The sequence below is a fragment of the Microbulbifer maximicatervae (SeqCode) genome, assembly GCF_052467615.1.
In genome coordinates this window covers 1,101,299-1,120,401 of the sequence record NZ_CP174319.1, presented here as the reverse complement: position 1 = coordinate 1,120,401, position 19,103 = coordinate 1,101,299, and the positions used below count along the sequence as shown (strand labels likewise).

20 protein-coding genes, 6 tRNA genes and 1 pseudogene are annotated in these 19,103 nt (G+C 54.2%); 2 read left to right on the top strand and 25 right to left on the bottom strand.

Going from position 1 to position 19,103, the window contains the following annotated elements:
• Nucleotides 1-330: 330 nt before the first annotated feature.
• The 20 genes and pseudogenes from ACJJIM_RS05200 to msrB form a co-directional block, all read right to left on the bottom strand.
• Nucleotides 331-819 (bottom strand): hypothetical protein, encoded by a 489-nt coding sequence (locus ACJJIM_RS05200; protein ID WP_413665076.1) that lies wholly within the window; start codon nucleotides 817-819, stop codon nucleotides 331-333.
• Nucleotides 794-1,210, bottom strand: coding sequence for a type II secretion system major pseudopilin GspG (gspG, locus tag ACJJIM_RS05195; protein WP_413665075.1), 417 nt, complete (start codon nucleotides 1,208-1,210; stop codon nucleotides 794-796). Before gspG ends, ACJJIM_RS05200 begins: the two co-directional genes overlap by 26 nt.
• Before the next feature lie 16 nt (nucleotides 1,211-1,226).
• Nucleotides 1,227-1,613: a type II secretion system protein gene (locus tag ACJJIM_RS05190; protein WP_444912593.1), complete on the bottom strand. Its 387-nt coding sequence runs from the start codon at nucleotides 1,611-1,613 to the stop codon at nucleotides 1,227-1,229.
• Nucleotides 1,614-1,662: 49 nt separating this feature from the next.
• Entirely contained in the window at nucleotides 1,663-2,019 is a 357-nt protein-coding gene (locus ACJJIM_RS05185; RefSeq protein ID WP_413665910.1) for a hypothetical protein, read from the bottom strand.
• A 48-nt stretch (nucleotides 2,020-2,067) separates the two neighbouring features.
• Nucleotides 2,068-2,142, bottom strand: a pseudogene (locus ACJJIM_RS05180) (prepilin-type N-terminal cleavage/methylation domain-containing protein); the annotation flags it as partial.
• A 63-nt stretch (nucleotides 2,143-2,205) separates the two neighbouring features.
• Entirely contained in the window at nucleotides 2,206-4,437 is a 2,232-nt protein-coding gene (locus ACJJIM_RS05175) for a secretin N-terminal domain-containing protein (RefSeq protein WP_444912592.1), read from the bottom strand.
• A complete protein-coding gene (locus ACJJIM_RS05170; RefSeq protein ID WP_444912591.1) occupies nucleotides 4,434-4,952 on the bottom strand; it encodes a hypothetical protein in 519 nt (172 codons plus the stop codon). The genes ACJJIM_RS05175 and ACJJIM_RS05170 overlap by 4 nt, the downstream gene beginning before the upstream one ends.
• Nucleotides 4,952-5,506 (bottom strand): hypothetical protein, encoded by a 555-nt coding sequence (locus tag ACJJIM_RS05165; RefSeq protein ID WP_444912590.1) that lies wholly within the window; start codon nucleotides 5,504-5,506, stop codon nucleotides 4,952-4,954. Before ACJJIM_RS05165 ends, ACJJIM_RS05170 begins: the two co-directional genes overlap by 1 nt.
• Nucleotides 5,487-6,026, bottom strand: coding sequence for a hypothetical protein (locus ACJJIM_RS05160; RefSeq protein ID WP_444912589.1), 540 nt, complete (start codon nucleotides 6,024-6,026; stop codon nucleotides 5,487-5,489). Before ACJJIM_RS05160 ends, ACJJIM_RS05165 begins: the two co-directional genes overlap by 20 nt.
• Before the next feature lie 2 nt (nucleotides 6,027-6,028).
• Entirely contained in the window at nucleotides 6,029-6,871 is an 843-nt protein-coding gene (locus ACJJIM_RS05155) for a hypothetical protein (RefSeq protein ID WP_413665069.1), read from the bottom strand.
• Nucleotides 6,849-8,339 carry a GspE/PulE family protein gene (locus ACJJIM_RS05150; protein WP_413665068.1) on the bottom strand — a complete coding sequence of 497 codons (1,491 nt, stop codon included), beginning with the start codon at nucleotides 8,337-8,339 and terminating at the stop codon, nucleotides 6,849-6,851. The genes ACJJIM_RS05155 and ACJJIM_RS05150 overlap by 23 nt, the downstream gene beginning before the upstream one ends.
• A gap of 1 nt (nucleotide 8,340) precedes the next feature.
• A complete protein-coding gene (locus ACJJIM_RS05145) occupies nucleotides 8,341-9,531 on the bottom strand; it encodes a type II secretion system F family protein (RefSeq protein ID WP_413665067.1) in 1,191 nt (396 codons plus the stop codon).
• Between the two features lie 802 nt (nucleotides 9,532-10,333).
• A tRNA-Gly gene (locus ACJJIM_RS05140) sits at nucleotides 10,334-10,409 on the bottom strand.
• A 33-nt stretch (nucleotides 10,410-10,442) separates the two neighbouring features.
• Nucleotides 10,443-10,518: transfer RNA gene (locus ACJJIM_RS05135), tRNA-Glu, on the bottom strand.
• Nucleotides 10,519-10,636: 118 nt separating this feature from the next.
• A tRNA-Gly gene (locus tag ACJJIM_RS05130) sits at nucleotides 10,637-10,712 on the bottom strand.
• 33 nt (nucleotides 10,713-10,745) lie between these two features.
• Nucleotides 10,746-10,821 (bottom strand) — tRNA-Glu (locus ACJJIM_RS05125).
• 118 nt (nucleotides 10,822-10,939) lie between these two features.
• A tRNA-Gly gene (locus tag ACJJIM_RS05120) sits at nucleotides 10,940-11,015 on the bottom strand.
• 1 nt (nucleotide 11,016) lies between these two features.
• Nucleotides 11,017-11,092 (bottom strand) — tRNA-Glu (locus ACJJIM_RS05115).
• Nucleotides 11,093-11,251: 159 nt separating this feature from the next.
• On the bottom strand, nucleotides 11,252-12,028 hold the full coding sequence (locus ACJJIM_RS05110) for a DUF1499 domain-containing protein (protein ID WP_282933544.1): 777 nt from the start codon (nucleotides 12,026-12,028) through the stop codon (nucleotides 11,252-11,254).
• Nucleotides 12,025-12,441: a peptide-methionine (R)-S-oxide reductase MsrB gene (msrB, locus tag ACJJIM_RS05105; RefSeq protein WP_413665066.1), complete on the bottom strand. Its 417-nt coding sequence runs from the start codon at nucleotides 12,439-12,441 to the stop codon at nucleotides 12,025-12,027. The genes ACJJIM_RS05110 and msrB overlap by 4 nt, the downstream gene beginning before the upstream one ends.
• Before the next feature lie 186 nt (nucleotides 12,442-12,627).
• Between msrB and ACJJIM_RS05100 the strand changes: the two genes are divergently transcribed.
• Both ACJJIM_RS05100 and ACJJIM_RS05095 read left to right on the top strand, forming a co-directional pair.
• Nucleotides 12,628-13,842, top strand: coding sequence for a pyridoxal phosphate-dependent aminotransferase (locus ACJJIM_RS05100; protein ID WP_444912588.1), 1,215 nt, complete (start codon nucleotides 12,628-12,630; stop codon nucleotides 13,840-13,842).
• On the top strand, nucleotides 13,842-14,243 hold the full coding sequence (locus ACJJIM_RS05095) for a hypothetical protein (protein ID WP_444912587.1): 402 nt from the start codon (nucleotides 13,842-13,844) through the stop codon (nucleotides 14,241-14,243). The genes ACJJIM_RS05100 and ACJJIM_RS05095 overlap by 1 nt, the downstream gene beginning before the upstream one ends.
• Before the next feature lie 34 nt (nucleotides 14,244-14,277).
• Here ACJJIM_RS05095 and ACJJIM_RS05090 read toward each other — a convergent pair whose 3' ends face one another.
• The 5 genes from ACJJIM_RS05090 to ACJJIM_RS05070 are packed head-to-tail and all read right to left on the bottom strand — an operon-like array spanning nucleotide 14,278 to nucleotide 18,957.
• The gene (locus tag ACJJIM_RS05090) at nucleotides 14,278-15,219 is read right to left on the bottom strand and encodes a class I SAM-dependent methyltransferase (protein ID WP_444912586.1); all 942 of its coding nucleotides are present in this window, start codon (nucleotides 15,217-15,219) and stop codon (nucleotides 14,278-14,280) included.
• A gap of 3 nt (nucleotides 15,220-15,222) precedes the next feature.
• A complete protein-coding gene (locus tag ACJJIM_RS05085; RefSeq protein WP_444912585.1) occupies nucleotides 15,223-16,374 on the bottom strand; it encodes an ATP-NAD kinase family protein in 1,152 nt (383 codons plus the stop codon).
• The gene (locus tag ACJJIM_RS05080) at nucleotides 16,365-17,486 is read right to left on the bottom strand and encodes a 4-phosphoerythronate dehydrogenase (RefSeq protein ID WP_444912584.1); all 1,122 of its coding nucleotides are present in this window, start codon (nucleotides 17,484-17,486) and stop codon (nucleotides 16,365-16,367) included. Before ACJJIM_RS05080 ends, ACJJIM_RS05085 begins: the two co-directional genes overlap by 10 nt.
• Complete coding sequence (locus ACJJIM_RS05075) at nucleotides 17,483-18,376, bottom strand: 5'-3' exonuclease (RefSeq protein ID WP_413665061.1); 894 nt, start codon at nucleotides 18,374-18,376, stop codon at nucleotides 17,483-17,485. Before ACJJIM_RS05075 ends, ACJJIM_RS05080 begins: the two co-directional genes overlap by 4 nt.
• Nucleotides 18,373-18,957, bottom strand: coding sequence for an elongation factor P hydroxylase (locus tag ACJJIM_RS05070; RefSeq protein WP_413665060.1), 585 nt, complete (start codon nucleotides 18,955-18,957; stop codon nucleotides 18,373-18,375). The genes ACJJIM_RS05075 and ACJJIM_RS05070 overlap by 4 nt, the downstream gene beginning before the upstream one ends.
• Nucleotides 18,958-19,103: the final 146 nt, after the last annotated feature.

The following is a 19,103-nucleotide window of genomic DNA, read 5'->3' as shown; positions in this document are numbered from 1 at the left end:
GAAACATCCTTTTGGCGATAGCTTGGATTATGGGCACATAAAGTTGGAGATATAGTGGCTGGGACCAAAGCAGGTCCAACCGGCAGGAAAGGCTCGCGCAATAGACACCAACCATCCCTTGACCATCTCCCCCAGACAATCAAGCGATCGATTTTTCAGCGCGTAAACCTACAGAAAAAAAATGCGCCAAGCAAGAAAATCGCGCCTCCAATTAGAAAAAAATCCTAAAAAAGTGTAATTTGCACGAAGGTACAGCAATAAAAAACTAAAAAAAGGAGAAAACATCCCAGAAAAGCTCTCGCGCACTTTCAACGCATAAGACTCTACTTATCAGTTTCTGCCGGTGGATACCGCTGGCTCAGGTGCGTAGCGAAACTCCCACTCTGCATGACTGCCAACCCCGGCAAAGGCTCGATCTTCCCAGCGGAAATTCGCCTGGCGGAAAGGCCGCGCCTGTGACCGACTGCGCACGCCAACAATACTGCCACCCGGGCCGCGGATAACTTCCATCGAGTCGCCAGTAATAGGGTCCTGATAAAGTTTGCGGATGTGCCGGACACGGTGAAACCTGGAGTCCTGCAAAAGGTCTTCCAATTTTCTAGGGTACTGCCGGTTCTGAGCGGCGAGGTAATAACTCTTTATTGCCCGGCGGTATTGCTGGCCCACAAACAGAAGCTCCTGTTCTTGTAGCCTGCGAATGGAGCCAGTCACATTTTCTGCGGCAATCGCAGAGACAACACCCACCGCCACGGTTAGCGCAAGCACCGCAGGCAAAGCGAAACCCTCCTGTGAGCTACTCCCAACTGTTGATATCTGCATTGTCACCTTCACCACCCTGGGCGCCATCTCTCCCGTAGGAAACTATCTCGTAGCCACCGTTTCGACCCGGCGACTTGTAGACATATGGCCGACTCCAGGGATCCAGCGGTACTTCCTTCTTTAGGTATGGCCCCTGCCAGCCTTCAGCACCCGCCGGCTTTACCCGCAGCGCTTCCAAGCTTTCCGCATCGGACGGAAACTCACCGACATCAACAAAGTACGCATCCAGCGCTCCAGTAAAATTCTGAATTTGCGCCCTGGCCACCGATGCCTTGGCCGGGTTGACTCGCTTATAGAGACTTGGTCCCACCAATGCCGCTAGCAGACCTACAATGACGAGCACGATCAACAACTCCATCATGGTAAAACCTAACTGAACCTTGAATTTCACGATTTTTTTCCTTCTATTACCAGTCGCAGTAGCAAGAATCATCCAGGGCCTGATCGTTCGATCCGGAATGGACATCCACCACACCATCAATATCACTCTCTGCCGAATACTCCTCGACCCAGCCATCATCGCGACCGGAAATGGGCTCTACCGGCACGAAGCGTATATATCTTTCACTGACCAGATCCGCCAGGCTCACCGGATACTGCCCTTTGTCCGCATAGTAGGCATCAAGCGCCCCCCGCAAGACGAACAGATTCTCCTTCAGAGCGGATTCTTTTGCCCGTGTAATCCAGGTGGTCACCAGTGGCGCACTGAGCGAGGCAAGCAGCGCCACACAGAGCAGTACCACTGCCAGCTCGACAAACGTAAAGCCCCGTGCGGGGCGAGTGCGCATTTTCATCGCCCCCTCCATTGTTTTTTTGTATTCATTCCTTTCATTCACCGTTCCGTCACCAATCTCGGTAACTACTGCCGTCCAGTGCCTGTAGATCGTGTTTCACACGGATATCGAAAACATCATCACCTGACCAGATTTCGCTATCATATTCATCTTGATAACCCCGGATTTCCCAGTGCCCGACCCGATCACCACCCTCCTCAGCGAAAGGGTCCGACGGAATCCGGCGCAGATAGCGCAAAACCTTGTCGGCACCGCCGGTGGCATTCACGCCCTCGGTCAGAGTCTCCAGCGTTTCCGGAAAGCAGTCCCGACTGACCCCAGGCTGCGCGGGGGAAAACAGCCCTGCGCGACAGTCATCGTTGAAGCGGTCTATGGCTTCACGCATAAGGATTAGATTTTTCTTCAACGCCACTTCCTTCGAACGTCGAATACCTACATCGACCACCGGCATCGCGACGGCGGCAAGAATCGAAACAATTGTGAGGCAAACCAGCATTTCCACTAGCGTCAGCCCTGCAGCAGCAGACATTGTCGGCAGTGCCTGAAACATCCCACGATCTGCTGCACCGTCGCTATTTTTACCCATGCGCACTTACTCGCTGACAGTCACCCGGGTACCGCCGGTTTCGATTTCCGCCTCCAGGTCTCCGGGCTCAGCCACGGTCGCGGACCGGACCAATACGAAGCTGCGGCCGCTGCGCTTGCCCTTGAACAGCACCTCCAGAGCCTGGGGATCAGTCACCTCTCCTGTTCGCACTGTGAGAGTATTGCTGCCATTGAAATCCACCCTGGTATCATCAACCGGTGATTCGAATCCGACGTAGTCCAGAATCGCCGGATTGAACACCAGATTGAAATTCAAATCCGCCTTACCTTGCTCAACACTGGCAACGATGGGTATAGAGAGGTCTTCATCTACAGCGAGACTGTACTCAACATCTTCCGGCCGCACCGATATCCTGGCCGGTACATCCCTGGACTCTATGGGCTGCGCATTGCCCGCTGTCACCTCGCTCCCGGTTTCAATACCTTCCGGATTGGCGGATATTTCGTTATCAAATACCACTTCAAAACTTTCTTCACCGCCGTTCACCATCATCGGCGGCTGCTCTGGAGTTCGAAGCTTTAGCCGGCTCAGCTCGGTGGAACCTCCGAGCCTAATCCGGTTCTCCGTGCCGATTGATATTCGGCCCGCGTGCTGGAACGGAACACTGCGCACCACTTTCGGGGTTATCGTCAGCAATACATCTGTTCTTGCATCACTGTCATCACTGGACTCAAACAGCGCGCTCACCCCCGGGATGCTGCTCAACCCATCAACACGGGAAAAAGTGCCCCTCTCTTCTTCACGAATCAAGCCACCCAGGATCGCGGTCTCGCCGCTGCGCACATGCATTACGGTTTCTGCATTTCGGGTACCAATCCGGTAGGCCGGCTCATTAGCTGTACCCAGGTTTTCCCCGAGTGAACTCACCTCCAGAGCGAGAGTGATGGTTACATAGTCGTCGGCATGTAGCCTGGGCTCCACCTGCAGGCGAATTCCGATCTCTTGATATTCGTAGGTGGTCCGCGTCTGCCCAGTGGCATCCTGGATCTGTGCCGAGCGCAGGGGTACCCGGTCGCCAATATGGATCTTGGCCTTCTCCCGATCCATTACCCGCACCCTTGGGTTTGCCAGTGTAGTCGCGTCCACATCCTGCTTGAAAAACCTCATCGCAACAGAGGGCACATTCAACAGTGCGTTTGTGGACAGTCCATCGAGAATACTTCCGGTCACCCCAGTCGGCTCGAGAGGCAGCCCCAGGGAATAGCTGCCGTAGTCCATACCCAAACGCTCAGCCTTGTTCAGATTGATCTCCAGGATCTCGACCTCTAGCACCACCTCGCCACGGGAAGTGTCATGTTGGGAAATCAACAGGTCCACGATATCGAGTTTTTCGGGTAAATCCCGCACCAGCAAACTGTTTGCCGCCTCGTTGACGGTGACTTTGTTTAGCTGGAGCACCCCCTTAATTATCGAGACCATATCCTTAGCTGGGATGTTATTCAGGTGGTAAGTGCGCAGTTGCAGGTCGTCATATTGCTTGCGTCGATCGGAGGAGTCGGAGAACACCAGCACCGTCGACTGGTCGATCACCTTGAAAGTATTCTTTGTCATCGACAGCAGTGTCAGGAATGCCTCTTCGAAGCCCACCTGCTCAACTTGCAGGCTCACAGGGGTATCCTTGACCGAGCTGTCCACAATAACAGTCACACCAAAAGCGTCGGCGACAAATCGCGCCGCCGTGGGGAAATCAATTTTGTCAAAATCCAGGTCGATCTTCAGATCACGATTTTCCTGCCGCGCAGCGCCATCGCGAATCACCGATTCAAAGTACTGCACCTCTTCGCTGTTTGGAAATAGTCTCTTGGCTTCCTCTAGAGAGCGCTCTGCGGCAGCGTAATTCCGCGCTTCCAAACTCTGTCGAACAGCATTAATTTCCCTGGCATACGCTGGGGCAGATTTGGCGCGTGTCAGTCGCTCCCGCAAGTGCTTATTGTGGGGATCTACGGCCAAGCCTTCCTGATAAATATCAATCGCGGTTTCATGGTGTCCTTGGCTCAGCGCCTCGTCACCTAAGGCGGAGTAGTACTGGACTGCGCTCAGCTCTGCATCTCGCACGACCATTGCCAATCGCACATTGCCAGGATCCTTCTGCAATTGCTCTCGACCAACCTGCACACGCTCGCGGGGGGATGTGATCCCTTCAAGGTATTGCTTTTGCTCACTCGGCCCGGAAGCACAACCAGCAAGCAAGCCAACCAAAATCAACTTACGAATCACTGCGAACCACTTCCGGTAACACTGTTAATGTAAACTCTCTTGTCATCAATTCTCTGCACCACAAACTGACCATCAATCACATCACCCGACGAAACAAAGTAGTGTTTCCCTCCATACTTCACTAAACCCCTTTTGACCCCAGCAATCTCAGCCACCGACAAGAGTTCGAACCTCGCGCTCTGGGCTGGCCGCCGCTGTGATTCCCCCAGATCAGCTGCTGACTGCCCGGCACTGCGGCCACCGATTACTCCAGAAACGACCTCCCGATTTGCAGGTTCCGGCTGCACTTGCTCCTCAGCCAGTACCTCTCCCTTACCAGCCTCCGACCCAGCTGTAAATAAGTCGACCGCGCCGATCTGGTAGCTCCGACCAAAGCGGATCACTTCTGCCTCTGGCGAAGCTCCATCGACGGAATTGGCCCCCGGAATTTTGCGGCCGGCACTCTCGGGCCAATATTTGATCAGGTTGGCCAGTAGCAGCAGCGCGCATACAACGGCAGCAGAAATTTTCTTCATTACAATTCGCCGTACAGACTTAACTCAACAGAAATTGATAACGCTTCGCCTTTCTCTGCTTTGAGCTCTACTGCTTCGACCTGGGCCAAATATTCGATCGAGTCCAGTTGACGGACGAAAGTGGCGAACGGGATGTACTCGCCCACCAAGCCCAAGCGGCCAGAAACCTGCCAGGTACCAACCTCGGAGTGCTCGATATCCCCGTAATTTTCACGGCGCATGGTGAGCCCTGCACTACCAACCAGCGCCCCTATCTGTTCGACCGCCGATGAGCTCTGGTAAGGCAACGCAATTTTTCTGTGCATCCTGTCTATATTTTCTCCGTGCTGCGCCACTTGCTCGAAAAACTGCGCATCCCTCTGCAAACGGTAATAACGCTCCAGGACATACCGGTATTCCTCTTCCACTTCTGCGTGATGATTCTTTGCCGGCAGGTAATAAAAAAAACCTACTGATAACACCAAAAACAACACGGTTATATTGCCCAAGAGAAGGCAACGGATCAGAGCAAAACCCAGTAATAAATGCAGGTTGTTACTTTTTCTCTTTAACATGCACTAAATACACCTTGCTGCCCTGGTCATCTACCTCGCTGGATTCAAGGGTCACATCCCAGCCAGCACCTGCCTCTCCTGAAGCCGCCAGAGACTCGATCCAGGTAAACAATTGTTCCGACTGACGAGAGGTCACCTTTACTCGCACAAGCCCCTTTTTCCGGTCAAACGACAAGGACCGCAGTTTCAGGCCGTCCGCGTGGCTAGCCTCCAAACTTTCCAGTACTGCCTCAAGACGCAAACCTAAAGGCACCACTCGATTTAGGGCGGCGAGTTTTCGCTTGATCTCCGCCGCTGGCTGACTGAGCGCCAGCTTTTCTTCAATACGCTGCGATGTGCTGATATAGCGCTCTGTGAGTGCGCGAGTCCGGGCCGTCTCTTGATGCAGGCTGGCACCGCTCAGCAACATGCCGAGCAATGAAATCAGTCCCACCAATACCAGGCCGCCCAACCCAAGGGTGGCGAGGGTCGCACGCAGTAGCCAGTCTCTGCGGGCCAGGTTAGTAATCGCTGCCTCCATTACTAAATACCGTGCAATTGCTTGTATACAGTCTCTTCTTTTACAGAGGCCGTGACACAGTCTTGGCCAAGAAGGCCCGGCACCGCTTCGATAAACCCGTCACTAACCTTGATCATCGGCCGCACACCTTCTGCAAGATTTCTCCCAAAGTGTCTGACCAGACCAGCAAACTCCGTCAAGTGCGCCGGCAGCTCGCCATCGGCGAACACACTCTCCATATCGGGTTCAAAATGAGATCGCTGGAATACCAACTGTCCTTCCACCACAGCAATATGGGACCACCAACGCCCAAACCCCAGGCACAGTAAACAGACCGGAGCCGTTGATATCGTTGCCAGCGCAAACGCATGCAATGCTGGGTACACCCCAGCAACCAACGCCTGCTCCTCCAATTGTCTTATCAGCTCGGAAATGCTGTTGTGATGGCGAAAATATTGAACAGAAGACTCAGTGTTAAATAAGTGTGCCGTCCAATCACCGTCACCCCCGGAAAATGTCTGGCCAGCTTTCCATATCCCATATTCGCGGCGCTTGCGCCCGGCAAATGCGTCACTGATAGCCCACTGGCGATAATCTACAAGGTGGTCAGGGAGGTACAATGATAGGTAGGGAGTTGCCATACCCTGTTCCGCCAACGCACGCTTTAAAAAAATCGGCGTGCTGGACACCGCACTTTGTAAACCCGGCTCCATTTCCTGTTCAACGCGGGTTGTCGACCAAGCTCCATCGGCCCAGCGGGAAAGCCACAACTCAACACGCCCATCCTCAAGGAATATTGACGCCCTACCGTTCCGCCGCTGGTAGGATTCGAGCAGCTTCCGTTTAAGGTAAGGTAACACGGTCAATTTCGCTCCTTGAGGTCAGACCGGCGCGAAGCAAACGGACTGCAACGGCCCTAAGGCTATTGTCCGTGCTAACACTAGCGGCAAGCACTTCCCTACTGTTGGGGCTCGCACTCAATTGCACACGTAACTCGTCAGTGATCTCAATAACCTCGCAGATAATGGTCCGCCCGGAATATCCCGTAGCTGCACACTGCGCGCAGCCTACCGCCGTGTATTCAGCCCACTCGGTAGCCACACCAGGCGCCTGGATCTTGCAGTGTTCGCATAACAGGCGAATCAGCCGCTGGGAGACGATGCACTTGACCGCTGTAAATAGGGCGTTTCGGTCCAAGCCGATATTTTCGAGTCTAAACAGTACATCCCGAGCGTCGTTAGCATGCACGGTACTCATAACCAAGTGCCCGGTCAGGGCAAGCTGGAGCGCTATCTTGGCTGTCTCTTGATCTCGGATTTCGCCCACCAGGATCTTGTCAGGGTCATGCCGCAGAAGCGAACGCAGGCCCACGGAAAAAGTCAGGCCCTTGTCTTCATTAACAGGAATCTGCATAACCCCTGGAATCTGGTACTCGACAGGGTCCTCAATGGTGACGATTTTGTCGTGGCCGGTGTTGATCTCACAGATCGCCGCATGCAAAGTAGTACTCTTACCGCTGCCGGTAGGCCCAGAGACCAGTACCATCCCATAAGGGGCGTGGACGGCCTTGCGGATGATGTGCAGCGATGCTCCTTCCAGGCCAATATCCTCAAGACCATGGTGCTTGAGGGACTGGAGGTTCTTTTTGTTATCCAGAACACGGATCACAGCATTTTCGCCGTAGGCAGCGGGAATAACAGAAACCCGGAAGTCGATCTTGCGGCCCTGGTAAACCAGCTTGAAACTGCCATCCTGGGGCACACGCCGCTCGGAGATATTCAAGTCGGAAATCACCTTGATTCGCGAAACCAGACGGGGGCCAATATTTGCCTCAAGGGGATCTGTAGCGGGATAAAGCTGACCGTGGATACGGTACTTGACCTCGACGCCCGCCTCGTAGGTTTCGATATGAATATCTGAGACCTCTCGCGCCAGAGATGTCACAATCAGTGTGTTGAGCAGCTTGACCACCGGTGCATCATCAAGCCCGCCGATGGCGTCGATATCCTGTAGTACTTCCCCCTCGGAATTTTCAACCACCAGCTTGAGGGCTGCGTCATTGGTGGCGGTCCTGAGCTGCGTGCCGGCGCGTTTCAGATGCTCGAGCACGGACATAAAGCTCTCTTCAGAGCAGCGACGGAAAAATACCCGATTCTGCAGCCGGTCCTCCGCTTCCTGGTGGACCAAAGGATCGTAGTCGGCGTAGCCAGCCAAATATCGCAGATTGCCGCTTTTAGTAAGCGGTAAACACTTCCGCTCTACCCACCAACGGGTGTCTGTGGCCCCCTCTACCAACGCAATATCGATATCTTCCAGGCTTAGCGGCTCGGTCACTTCAGATCACCTCCGCCATCATAAATACCGGCATATACATGGCGATCACTACCGTGCCAACAAGCAGCCCTATCACCAGCATGATCATGGGCTCTATCAGAGATGCGAACTGCGCAATGATATTGTCCAGTTTTTCCTTGTAACGAATAGAAAGGCCTTCGAAAACACCGGCCAAGTTGCCAGATCTCTCCCCAATTTCCACGAGCTTCAAATCCCGCCCGACAAAAAAGCCCGTGGTAGCCATTGCCTCACCTAGCCCTGCGCCATTGTTCACTTCGTTGCAGATGGTTTGAAGGGAGGGGCCGATATGCCCCCCCTGAAAGGAGCCCGCCACCTCCCGCAGAGCCACAGCAACTGGCATACCAGAACGAATGGATGACTCCAACATTCCGTAAAAGCTGATCAAGGTGGAATAACGGCGGATGCCGCCGTAGACAGGAATAGCTAGCGACAACTTTGCAAGCGCATTTTTCACACGCCCAGAGTTGTCCAGTTTCTTGAGGGCAACAGCAGAGGCAACAAAACCTGCTACCAAGGCCGCAATAAATAGCGGTAAGCTCTCGGAAATCGCAATCACGGCCCGCGTCAGCCCTGGCAACTCTGAATTAAATCCCGCCAGCATCTGTTCGAACTTCGGCACCACAAAAACGAACAACACCAGAATGGCAACAGCTACAGTACTTAACAGAAAAATTGGGTATGCCAAGGCCTGGCCTATAGACCTCCTGACCTGGAGGCGCTTGGCAACCAGCTCCCGGTAGGCGTCGAGAGCATCGACAAGGTTGGACTGTCGCTCCCCAGATTTTACTGCCCGTACAAAATCAGAAGAGAAGATCTCAGGATATCTTCCACAGGCCTCGTAAAGTGAAGAGCCTTTTTCGACATTTGCAGCAACTTCACGCAAATGACGGTTCAGCTCTTTCCCCTGCTCTTCCTCACAGAGAATGGCAAGAGCGGGCATAAGCTGGATCCCTGCCCTTAGCAACGCGATCAACTCTTCAGCCAAGTCTTTCAGGTCGGCTTCGGTCACCCGGTTACGCCGAAGGGTTACCTTGCGAGTGGGCTTAATCTTGATTACGAAGACACTAGCTTGCTCAAGATTCGCTCGAGCCTGCTGATCGGTGGATGCAACAATGACGCCGGTAAACGGCTTTCCGTCTCCCCCGAGGGCCTGATAGTGGTATTCGGGCACTGCGACATCCTTGTCAACGTTGATTTATGCGCAAAACAAAACGGCGGCAACATTAGCATAAAAATAACGCTTAACTAAACACTAGAATCCAAAGCGACTCGCAGATATATGTAAGCTGAAACAATGTACCAATACACGATAAAGCTGGCCTACTCTAAGCCTCTAAATCAACGTCATTTATTTGCGGTGCCCGCGGTTGCTAACTCTCCTCCAATCCCCCGATGGGGTGGGGGCGCGGCAAACTCTGCCTACGCCTGGCAGTTCAGTTAAGGATGCAGCCACCTCTGCCCCCCCCCATGAAAGCTATTGAGTCAATCATTCCGCATCGTTTAGTCGAGTTCATTCAGATTGGATATCGCCCTACTGATGGCTAGCTGCTCCAACTGAAGGCTATTGAGCCCACCCGTAACTGGGTGCAATTATCGTTGGATAATGGGGGAGTAATACGCCCCCACTCAGTACTCACACCACATACTGCCCCTGAATACAGTTCACAACAGTGGTTTCAAGGCACCCCTTCATGCCAAGGCCATCCACCTCGGAAAGATTAAAGAATGCAGGCTTTTTTGATGACCTTACCCAAACAGAAAATAAGATCAGGAAGCACCATCAACGTGTCCCTTAGTGAAAACTCAAGTTTCCCGCTATCCGCTGCCCCCGCAACACCAATCCGGAACGCCCGGCCCTGGCTTTAGCTTCAAAAAGGCTCAAAGTTGATGGTTTGGACTGAAATGAAAAAAGGGGCAAAAGCCCCTTTTTAAAATGACTAACAATCGTCAATCGACGACTGTAGATCAAGAATTGGAGCGGGAAACCGGGTTCGAACCGGCGACCTCAACCTTGGCAAGGTTGCGCTCTACCAACTGAGCTATTCCCGCAATTGACCCGGTAGCATTGCTACCGGGTCGTATTGGCATCCCCAAGGGGAGTCGAACCCCTGTTACCGCCGTGAAAGGGCGGTGTCCTAGGCCTCTAGACGATGGGGACAGAAACTTGCACTTCGACCTTTCGATCCGGTGCTGCCATGCTGTCCATGGCAATGCCACTGATTTCTCGGTGGCGTGCTCTCCGAGTTGACTAGAGATCATCTCGCAAAGCAGAAAATTGGAGCGGGAAACCGGGTTCGAACCGGCGACCTCAACCTTGGCAAGGTTGCGCTCTACCAACTGAGCTATTCCCGCAATTGACCCGGTAGCATTGCTACCGGGTCGTATTGGCATCCCCAAGGGGAGTCGAACCCCTGTTACCGCCGTGAAAGGGCGGTGTCCTAGGCCTCTAGACGATGGGGACAGAAACTTGCACTTCGACCTTTCGATCCGGTGCTGCCATGCTGTCCATGGCGATGCCACTGATTTCTCGGTGGCGTGCTTTCCGAGTTGACTAGAGATCATCTCGCAAAGCGGAAATTTGGAGCGGGAAACCGGGTTCGAACCGGCGACCTCAACCTTGGCAAGGTTGCGCTCTACCAACTGAGCTATTCCCGCGTGGCATCCCCAAGGGGAGTCGAACCCCTGTTACCGCCGTGAAAGGGCGGTGTCCTAGGCCTCTAGACGATGGGGACCCAGAAACCTTCTGTCGTTTCGCTCCACCTTTGAGTGTAGCCCTGCGTCAGAAGTGGGGCGCATTCTATGGATCACCGCTAAACCTGTCAACACTCTTTTTGATTTTTTTTCTTTTGTTGTCAGACACTTACAAAACCCAGCCATTTCTGGAGTGCATTCTAGTACCGCTCTGTGCCAGTTCCCTCGAGCACCAGCGCGTGCAGGTGCAACTCTTCCAGAAATTGGCGGATACGCTTCGCATTGGTACCTAAGTCACTGACCCCGACTCGGGAGCTGGAACGCACATCGACTTTGGAGCCACCACCCACGTCAGCGCTGACCCGTACAACGATATCGTCCGTAAAACCGAGGATCGGTGTTTTCGCTACAGCCTCCAGGTGGCCCCGCTGAGGCTCATAGGAAACCACTTTCCAGCCCAGGTCTTCGGCCACTTCAGCAGCGATCTCAGTGGTACGAGCTATCGGGAAGTCCACGTGCAACGGCATTATATCGGCATATATATCTGCCTCCCGCTGCAATTCGGCCACCTTCTCTCCACCGTATTCGGCACTGTTGTCGCCTTTCTGGCGCAACTTCAATACCTCTTGATACTGGGGGGGATTGCGGGTATCGGTACTGATGTCGTGAATTCTTGGCACATCGAAGTTGCCCTTGCCTACGGTTACCAGAGGTATTGCCACCGGCAGCAGTCCGAGCAACGCCGCCCACAGAGCATTGCTGCGCACCAACGGCTTGCTCTTGCTCACTCCCCAGACAAAAACAAACAGGCTCAGTAGCGCAATTGCCAAGGCTGCACCGCCAGAAAACACAAATATTTTGAAAACCACAGAGAAGTGCAGCAACCCGTAACGCAAAGCGGCAGCCGCAAGGACGATCAGCAGTAACAGAATCCACTGCACCCGCAATAGCCAATTACTCCAGTGTGATTCCGTCACTCAGTGTCATCCTCCGTTTCATCACTGCCCTGGTCCAGCTTCACCGATAGAGAGTTCACACAGTAGCGAAGTCCCGTATCGGTGGGGCCATCGTCGAACACATGACCGAGATGGGCATCGCACTTACTGCAGCGAATCTCTACACGCTGCATACCGTAGCTGCTGTCAGGCAGCTCCTTCACCGCACCTTCATAATGCTCCGCATCAAAGCTGGGCCAACCACAACCGCTCTCAAACTTTGACTGCGAGCCGAATAAAACCTCGCCACAGCAACGACAACGATAGACGCCATCGTCAAAAACATCCCAATATTCGCCGCTAAACGGCGCCTCTGTCCCACCTTCCCGGCAGACCTCAAACTCCTCATCTGTAAGCTTATCCCGCCAGTAGTTCTCATCCATCTGTTTTGACATACTCTAGTGTTTCCGTAATCAATTGGGGTTTCCGGTCAGGCGTCACTTTGTGGCAATGCCTATATGTATCGGTTCCCGGTTTCCCGCAGGAGTGGTACCTACCGCTGGTGGACATTACCCGGTTTTCGCGCACTGAACTCGCGGCCCTGGGCCGCTCCTGCTCTGCAATAGAGCTTCCAGGTCACCATGAAGGACATCAATAAATCAGAAAAACTGCACGGCGTCTGCTACGAAATTCGCGGCCCCGTGATGGAGCAGGCCCAGCGCATGGAAGAGGAAGGCCACCGCATCCTCAAGCTGAATATTGGCAACCCTGCCCCCTTCGGTTTTAACGCCCCCGACGAGATTATCCAAGACGTCATTCACAATCTCTCTGAGGCACAGGGCTACGTCGAGTCCAAAGGGCTCTTCGCTGCGCGTAAGGCCATTATGCAAGAGTGCCAGACCCTGGGTATCCCGGGTGTCGAGATTAACGATATTTACCTGGGCAACGGCGTCTCCGAACTGATTTCCATGAGCACCCAGGCCCTTCTCAATAATGGCGACGAAATGCTGTTGCCAATGCCCAACTACCCCCTGTGGATGGCCGCCACCAACCTCACCGGTGCCAAGCCGGTTCTCTATCGCTGCGATGAGGAGTCCGGATGGCTGCCTGATATTGAGGATATCAAAGCAAAAATCACTTCAAAAACCCGGGGCATAGTGGTTATCAATCCCAATAACCCCACTGGCGCCGTTTATCCCCGGGAACTACTGGAGGATATTGTCGAGGTTGCCCGCAGTCACAACCTGGTGATCTTCGCCGATGAGATTTATAGCAAGATTCTCTACGACGATGCGGAATTTACCCCGATGGCCAAACTGGCCCCGGACGTGCTCTGCCTGAGTTTTAACGGCCTGTCCAAGTCCTACCGCCTGGCCGGCTTCCGCTCTGGCTGGATGGTTATCAGCGGCACCAAACACAGGGCCAAGGGTTTTATCCAGGGGATGGAAATACTGGCTTCTATGCGCCTGTGCGGCAATGTACCCGCCATGTTCGCAGTACAAACCGCTCTCGGTGGCTACCAGAGTATTAACGATTTGGTCCTGCCCGGCGGGCGCCTACGCCAACAGCGAGATATGGCCCACCGCATGCTCAATGACATTCCCGGTGTGAGCTGTGTCAAACCTAGAGGTGCTATCTACTTGTTTCCCAAGCTGCATCTGGATCATCATAAGATCGAAAATGACGAGCAGCTGGTGCTGGATTTCCTGCGCCAGGAAAAAATACTACTGGCTCAAGGCAGTGCCTTCCACTGGGATGCACCGGACCACCTGCGCATTGTCTTCCTGCCCCGTGCCGACGACTTATCGCATGCGATGGAACGCCTGGGCGACTTTTTGGAGCGATATTCCTGCTGATGCTGGACGATTTACATATTCACGATTTTTACCGGGATGCCGGCAGAGTACTGCTGGCAATGTTTAATCAATTCCCGGTACCGGCAACCGTTTACGTGGAAGATATTTCCGGCCCCGACTCACCGGATGAGTACGGGCTGCACTCCCCCCGCCATTTAGCCTGCCTGGGGTCCATGACCTGGCTTAAGCAGAGTGGCTATATCAACTTTTCCCAGCTGGTGCGCCAGGAGGCAATGGAGGATGCGGTATTAACCCACAAGGGTTTCCTGCTAATGATTAATGCCGGAGCTGAGTCCGGGCAGAGCAACGCCCAGTTGCTCAACAGCGCTGTGCGCGAGGGATCATCAGGCCAGTTGCAGGCGCTGATGGAGCGCTTGATGCGGGAGTTTGCCGCGCTGTAAGGGGCTCCTTAATGCGCGGCATTGGCAATCGCCATTACTGGGACTGGCGACGATATTTAACGTGCAACATTTTTAGGGCAGCATCCGGGTCCCGATCAGGGAAGTCCGGGTTTTGTTCCAACCGTGCAACGACTTCATAACCGCTGTCAGATCCGAGGATTAGCTCTCTAAACTGGGCTTCGCTGTGCCGGGGCGAGTTGATCACCATCAGAAGATCCGCCTCAGCGGCGAGACAAGCGGGCAGCTGCTTCAGCAACTTTTCATAATTCTGACTGACATCGAAGCGACCTTTTTGTCGCGTCGGCGGATCGACAATGCCCAGGTCAAAGGGGCCGCGACGGTCGAAGCGCTTGAATTGACGCAGTGCATCGAATTGCAGGAACTGAACCCCTTTGAGCGACAGCCCATTAACCTCGTGATTTTCCCGTCCGCGATTTAAAACACCGCGATTGACATCCACATTTACAATATCGATATCACCTGCCGCTCGCGCGACCGCAGAAAAGGCACAGGTGAAAGCGAAAAGATTGAGCATTTTTGCTGACGTCTGCCCAGCCCTTGCACGCACCTGCTCTTCAAGCCAGGCCCTGCCCGGCTCAATATCCAGGAAGAAACCCACATTTTGTCGATCAAACGTGAGGGGAAATTTAAGGTCTCCACGCTGCGCGACCGGGTCTGTTACCGGCTCTCCAAAGTGCCACTGTAAAGGTGCCCCAGGGAGATAGCGTCGCTGTGCAGCAACTCCTTGATAACCTCGCCCCTCAGCCATTTGCCAGAGCTTTTCACACAGCTCTACTTCACCTTCATATTCTTCAAAAAAAGTCACCAACAAAGCGGGGGAAAAGCTGTCAACGCAGACCTGCTCCAAGCCCTCATAGCTGCGACCCCGGCCGTGAAAAAAACGGCGGCTGTCGCCAACATTTTGCCCTAATTTATTTTCTACCTGCTCCAGCAGTAACTGCCAATCTGCACTCATCGCTTATTGAATATCCCCGTTACTCAGTGGATAAAGAATGGCATCCCGGTAGCCGGTAACCACTCGAATAAAACCACTCCACCGTTTATCAAGCTTGGGGTTACCGCTATCGATTAATAGCGGGCGCCCATGCAATTCTGTAATTTTTGTTTTAGTCGCAACCACGATTAAATTATCGCGCCCAACGCGCCGCAGTACATTGGCTGACAATTGTTGGTTACCCCGGCCAATTAAATGACCCTGGCCACCAATGGCGGTGAGAATGATTTTTACCGGCCCGCTGTGATCGGCGATAGCCTGTTCAATTTGCGGCGCACTGACATCCAGCTGCAACAACTGGCCATTCAGTAATAAATCCACCCCCAACAGGGTTCCCTCACAGCCCAACTCGCTGAGGATTGCCAATGTAGTAGAGCCTGGGCCAACGACATACAGGGTTTGCGGGTCCAGGTCTTCGGTAATCTCTGCGGCGATATCCGCAACTGCCAGCTCTTCCACTTCACGGCCGGCATTTTTTACCGCCTGTAAAAACTGACCTTCCTGGGGCACCAGCAACTCGCCGTAGTAACGCGTGGTTACCCGCCCACTGCGGAATGACTGCTCATCAATATCCCGCACTTCACGCTCAGCGAGGTCCACCAGCTGCCCCGCCATCAGACGGCGCAAAACCTCGCCACCCGCTTTAGGGGAAATCGCAAAACAGGCGGAATGCATTTTCACTCCGGCGGGAATACCCAGTACCGGGAAATTATCTCCCAGCGCATTGACGATATTTCTCGCAGTGCCGTCACCGCCAATAAAAACAATGAGGTCTGCACCATTGTTGCGGATAGTAGCTGCTGCACGCTCTGTATCTTCCGGGGAGGATGGCGAGCACTCGGCCACGCCCACTTCACAGACAGAAAAACCGAGTTTACGCGCTGTACTGGCCCCCATATCGCCGGCAAAGCACAGGATTTCCAGCTCATCCTTAAAGGGTTTTAATTCCTCAAGGGCCAGCGCCGCACGCTGATTTGCCTGGGGTTCGATACCTGCGTCCAGCGCGCGTTGCACCGTTTCGGCACCATCGCTCCCCTTGAGACCTGCCGGGCCGCCAATGCCAGCCCAGGGGTTAATAATTAAACCAAGCTTTTTTACTTGCTTACTTAACTGCACGCCAACCCCAACACTTCCAGTTGCCGCTTCTCTTCGTCACCCAATGTCTGGGCTGAAGTTTTGTAGTGACTGAACTCCAGACGCTCGGGGTACTCTTTACGCAGCAAATCAAAAGCCTTCTCCATCGGCACATCACCTGCTGCAGCCGCGCGCAGGCGGCGATCGTCCGCGCGGGGGTTGTACATCTGCAACAGTAATTCTTCTGCTGAGTCTCCCGTGACCTCTTTAAATGTAACAGCCGGCTGACATTCCGCAGACATAGGTGCAATACCCAATTCCCGGCACAAGGCCTCGCGAATCATACGGGTGCCGGCCAGCTTCCCATCCAGGCTGTAACCGGCAATATGCGGTGTCCCCAGATCAACATGCTGCAATAATTCAGTATCGATATCCGGTTCGTTTTCCCATACGTCCAGTACGGAAGTAAAACGCTTGCCCCGCTGGATTTCCGCCAGCAGTGCCCGGTTGTCTACCACCCCACCCCGGCCGGCGCTAATCAAGACGCTGCCATCGCGGAGCTGGCGCAACTGCTCTGCTCCAATCATATGGAAACTGGGGTAGGTGCCGCCCTTAACCAGCGGTGCGTGAAGGCAAACAATATCCTGGCTCAGCACCTTTGCCAGCTCACTCGCATCCGGGTTTTCCGGTAGCCAGGGATCGTAAACTGCGCAGGAAACCCCGAGGGCATGCAAGCGCTGTTGCAATAATCCGCCCACATTGCCGCAGCCCACTATGCCGAAGCTGCGCCCATGCCAGTCAATTTCCAGTGCCGCCAGGGTGCAGAAAACATACTCCACCACGGAGTTGGCATTGCAGCCAGGCGCGGCGCTCCAGAAGATCTCATTGCGTTCCAACCACTGGGTATCCAGGTGATCAGTGCCTATGGTGCAGCTGCCAACAAAGCGCACCCGAGTCCCCTCTAGCAGACTTTGATCAACCTGGGTGACCGAGCGCACCAACAAAATATCCGCATCAATTAATTGTTCTCGGCTCAAGGTGCGGCCGTGGTAGCGCTCCAGCGTTCCCAGATCACCGAAATACTCCTCCAACGCAGGAATATTCTCATCGGCGACAATTTTTAATCCCGCACTCTGTGCAGCGCTATCCGTCATGTAAGTTCTCCATCAACACCCGCTAAGGTGCGTTCAATCTTCTTGCTCAGGCCGCCGATACCAAATTCCTCCGCCAGGGCTCGGGCCAGATAGACATCCACCGGCTGTGGGCACAAATCTGCCAGCTTTATATCCAGGGGAACCCGCTCCTCAAGACTGGTCAGGCGCTTGGCGAGGTGCAGCTGCTCTTCGTATTCCTCTATCCGGGCCACCAATCCCTTGGCTCCGCGAATGGGCATTGTGGCAAGGGTATCGAGCTGCTCCAGCAACATTTCTATAGTGTCGAATGTCTCTAACAGGCGTGCCGCTGTCTTTGGGCCAACGCCGGGTATCCCGGGAATATCATCGCTGGTGTCTCCCACCAGGGCCAGATAGTCGGGAATCTGTTCCGGGCGCACACCGAACTTTTCCCGCACGCCCTCGCCATCCAGGTGCCGGTCGTTGGCAAAATCCCACAGGGATACAGCGCCCCGAGCCAGCAGCTGCCCCAGATCCTTGTCCCGGCTCACGACCACTGGGTTATGCCGGTGCAGCTTCCGGGTTAACGTGGCCAGTATGTCATCGGCCTCGTAGCGCTCACTGGAAAAGCTGGCAATACCCAGTACCTCAGCCATTTCCCGGCACGCCGCCAGCTGGAAAGCCAGGGCTTCATCTGGCAGTGCGCGACTGCACTTATAGTCCGGGTAAATCTCATTGCGAAAACAGCTTCCCAATGATTCGTCGAAGGCGCAGGCAATATAGCCCGGTTGTCGCGCCAACATATCCAACAGGAAGTTAGTAAAGCCGTAAACGGCTTCAGTGGAGTAGCCACTGCGACTCTCCCAGTTGGGCGGCAGCGCAAAGTAGTAGCGAAAAATATATACCGATGCGTCTATGAGATAACTATTCAAGAGAGATCCGCCAATTGGTAGCTGCCCCGGTCAAAAGGATTGGGACAACCGAATTCCTTCATCAGGGCTTCGGCGAATGCACAGGCCCGAGGGTTGGGCCGGGTATCACAATAGTCCAGAACTTGCTGCCAGATGGCCTTTTTAAACGGGTCGCTGGCGCCCAATCCATTCTCCAGATTGTCGGCGCTCACGCGGAACTTGAGTCCGCAAGCCCGTGCAAAGATCCATTCAAGGGCCTGTGGCTTGACCTCTACCTGCTCGAACTCAGCCTGCTGGTCGGCACTGCGACCATCCGGCGCATACCAGTAACCGTAATCTGGCAACTGCCGCCGGGCCTCTCCGGCGACACACCAGTGCGCGACTTCATGCAAAGCGCTGGCGGCATAGTCCAGGGTGAACTCTACCTGGTGGTAGGGTTGACCTTCCCCCCTGGGCCGGTAATAGGGCTCGCAAAAGCCCCCGCGAAGTCGGGTATTGAGCCCATTTGGGTCTGAAAAACAGTGATCGAAGACTCTGACGATACGATCAGCCATTGGCAGTTTCGTAGGAACAGAAGCCATTTCTGCGGTTGCAACAGGCAAGGCGTTCTCCGGGATACCTCAAAGGCGGGGACTATATCAACGCCTGCGCCCCGATCAAAGCGCAGGCGCTTGCGGGGCGCAAAAGGCGCTGGTTGTATTTCGGCAAATCAACATATACCTTTAGGAACAGGGATGCCGCAGAGGGC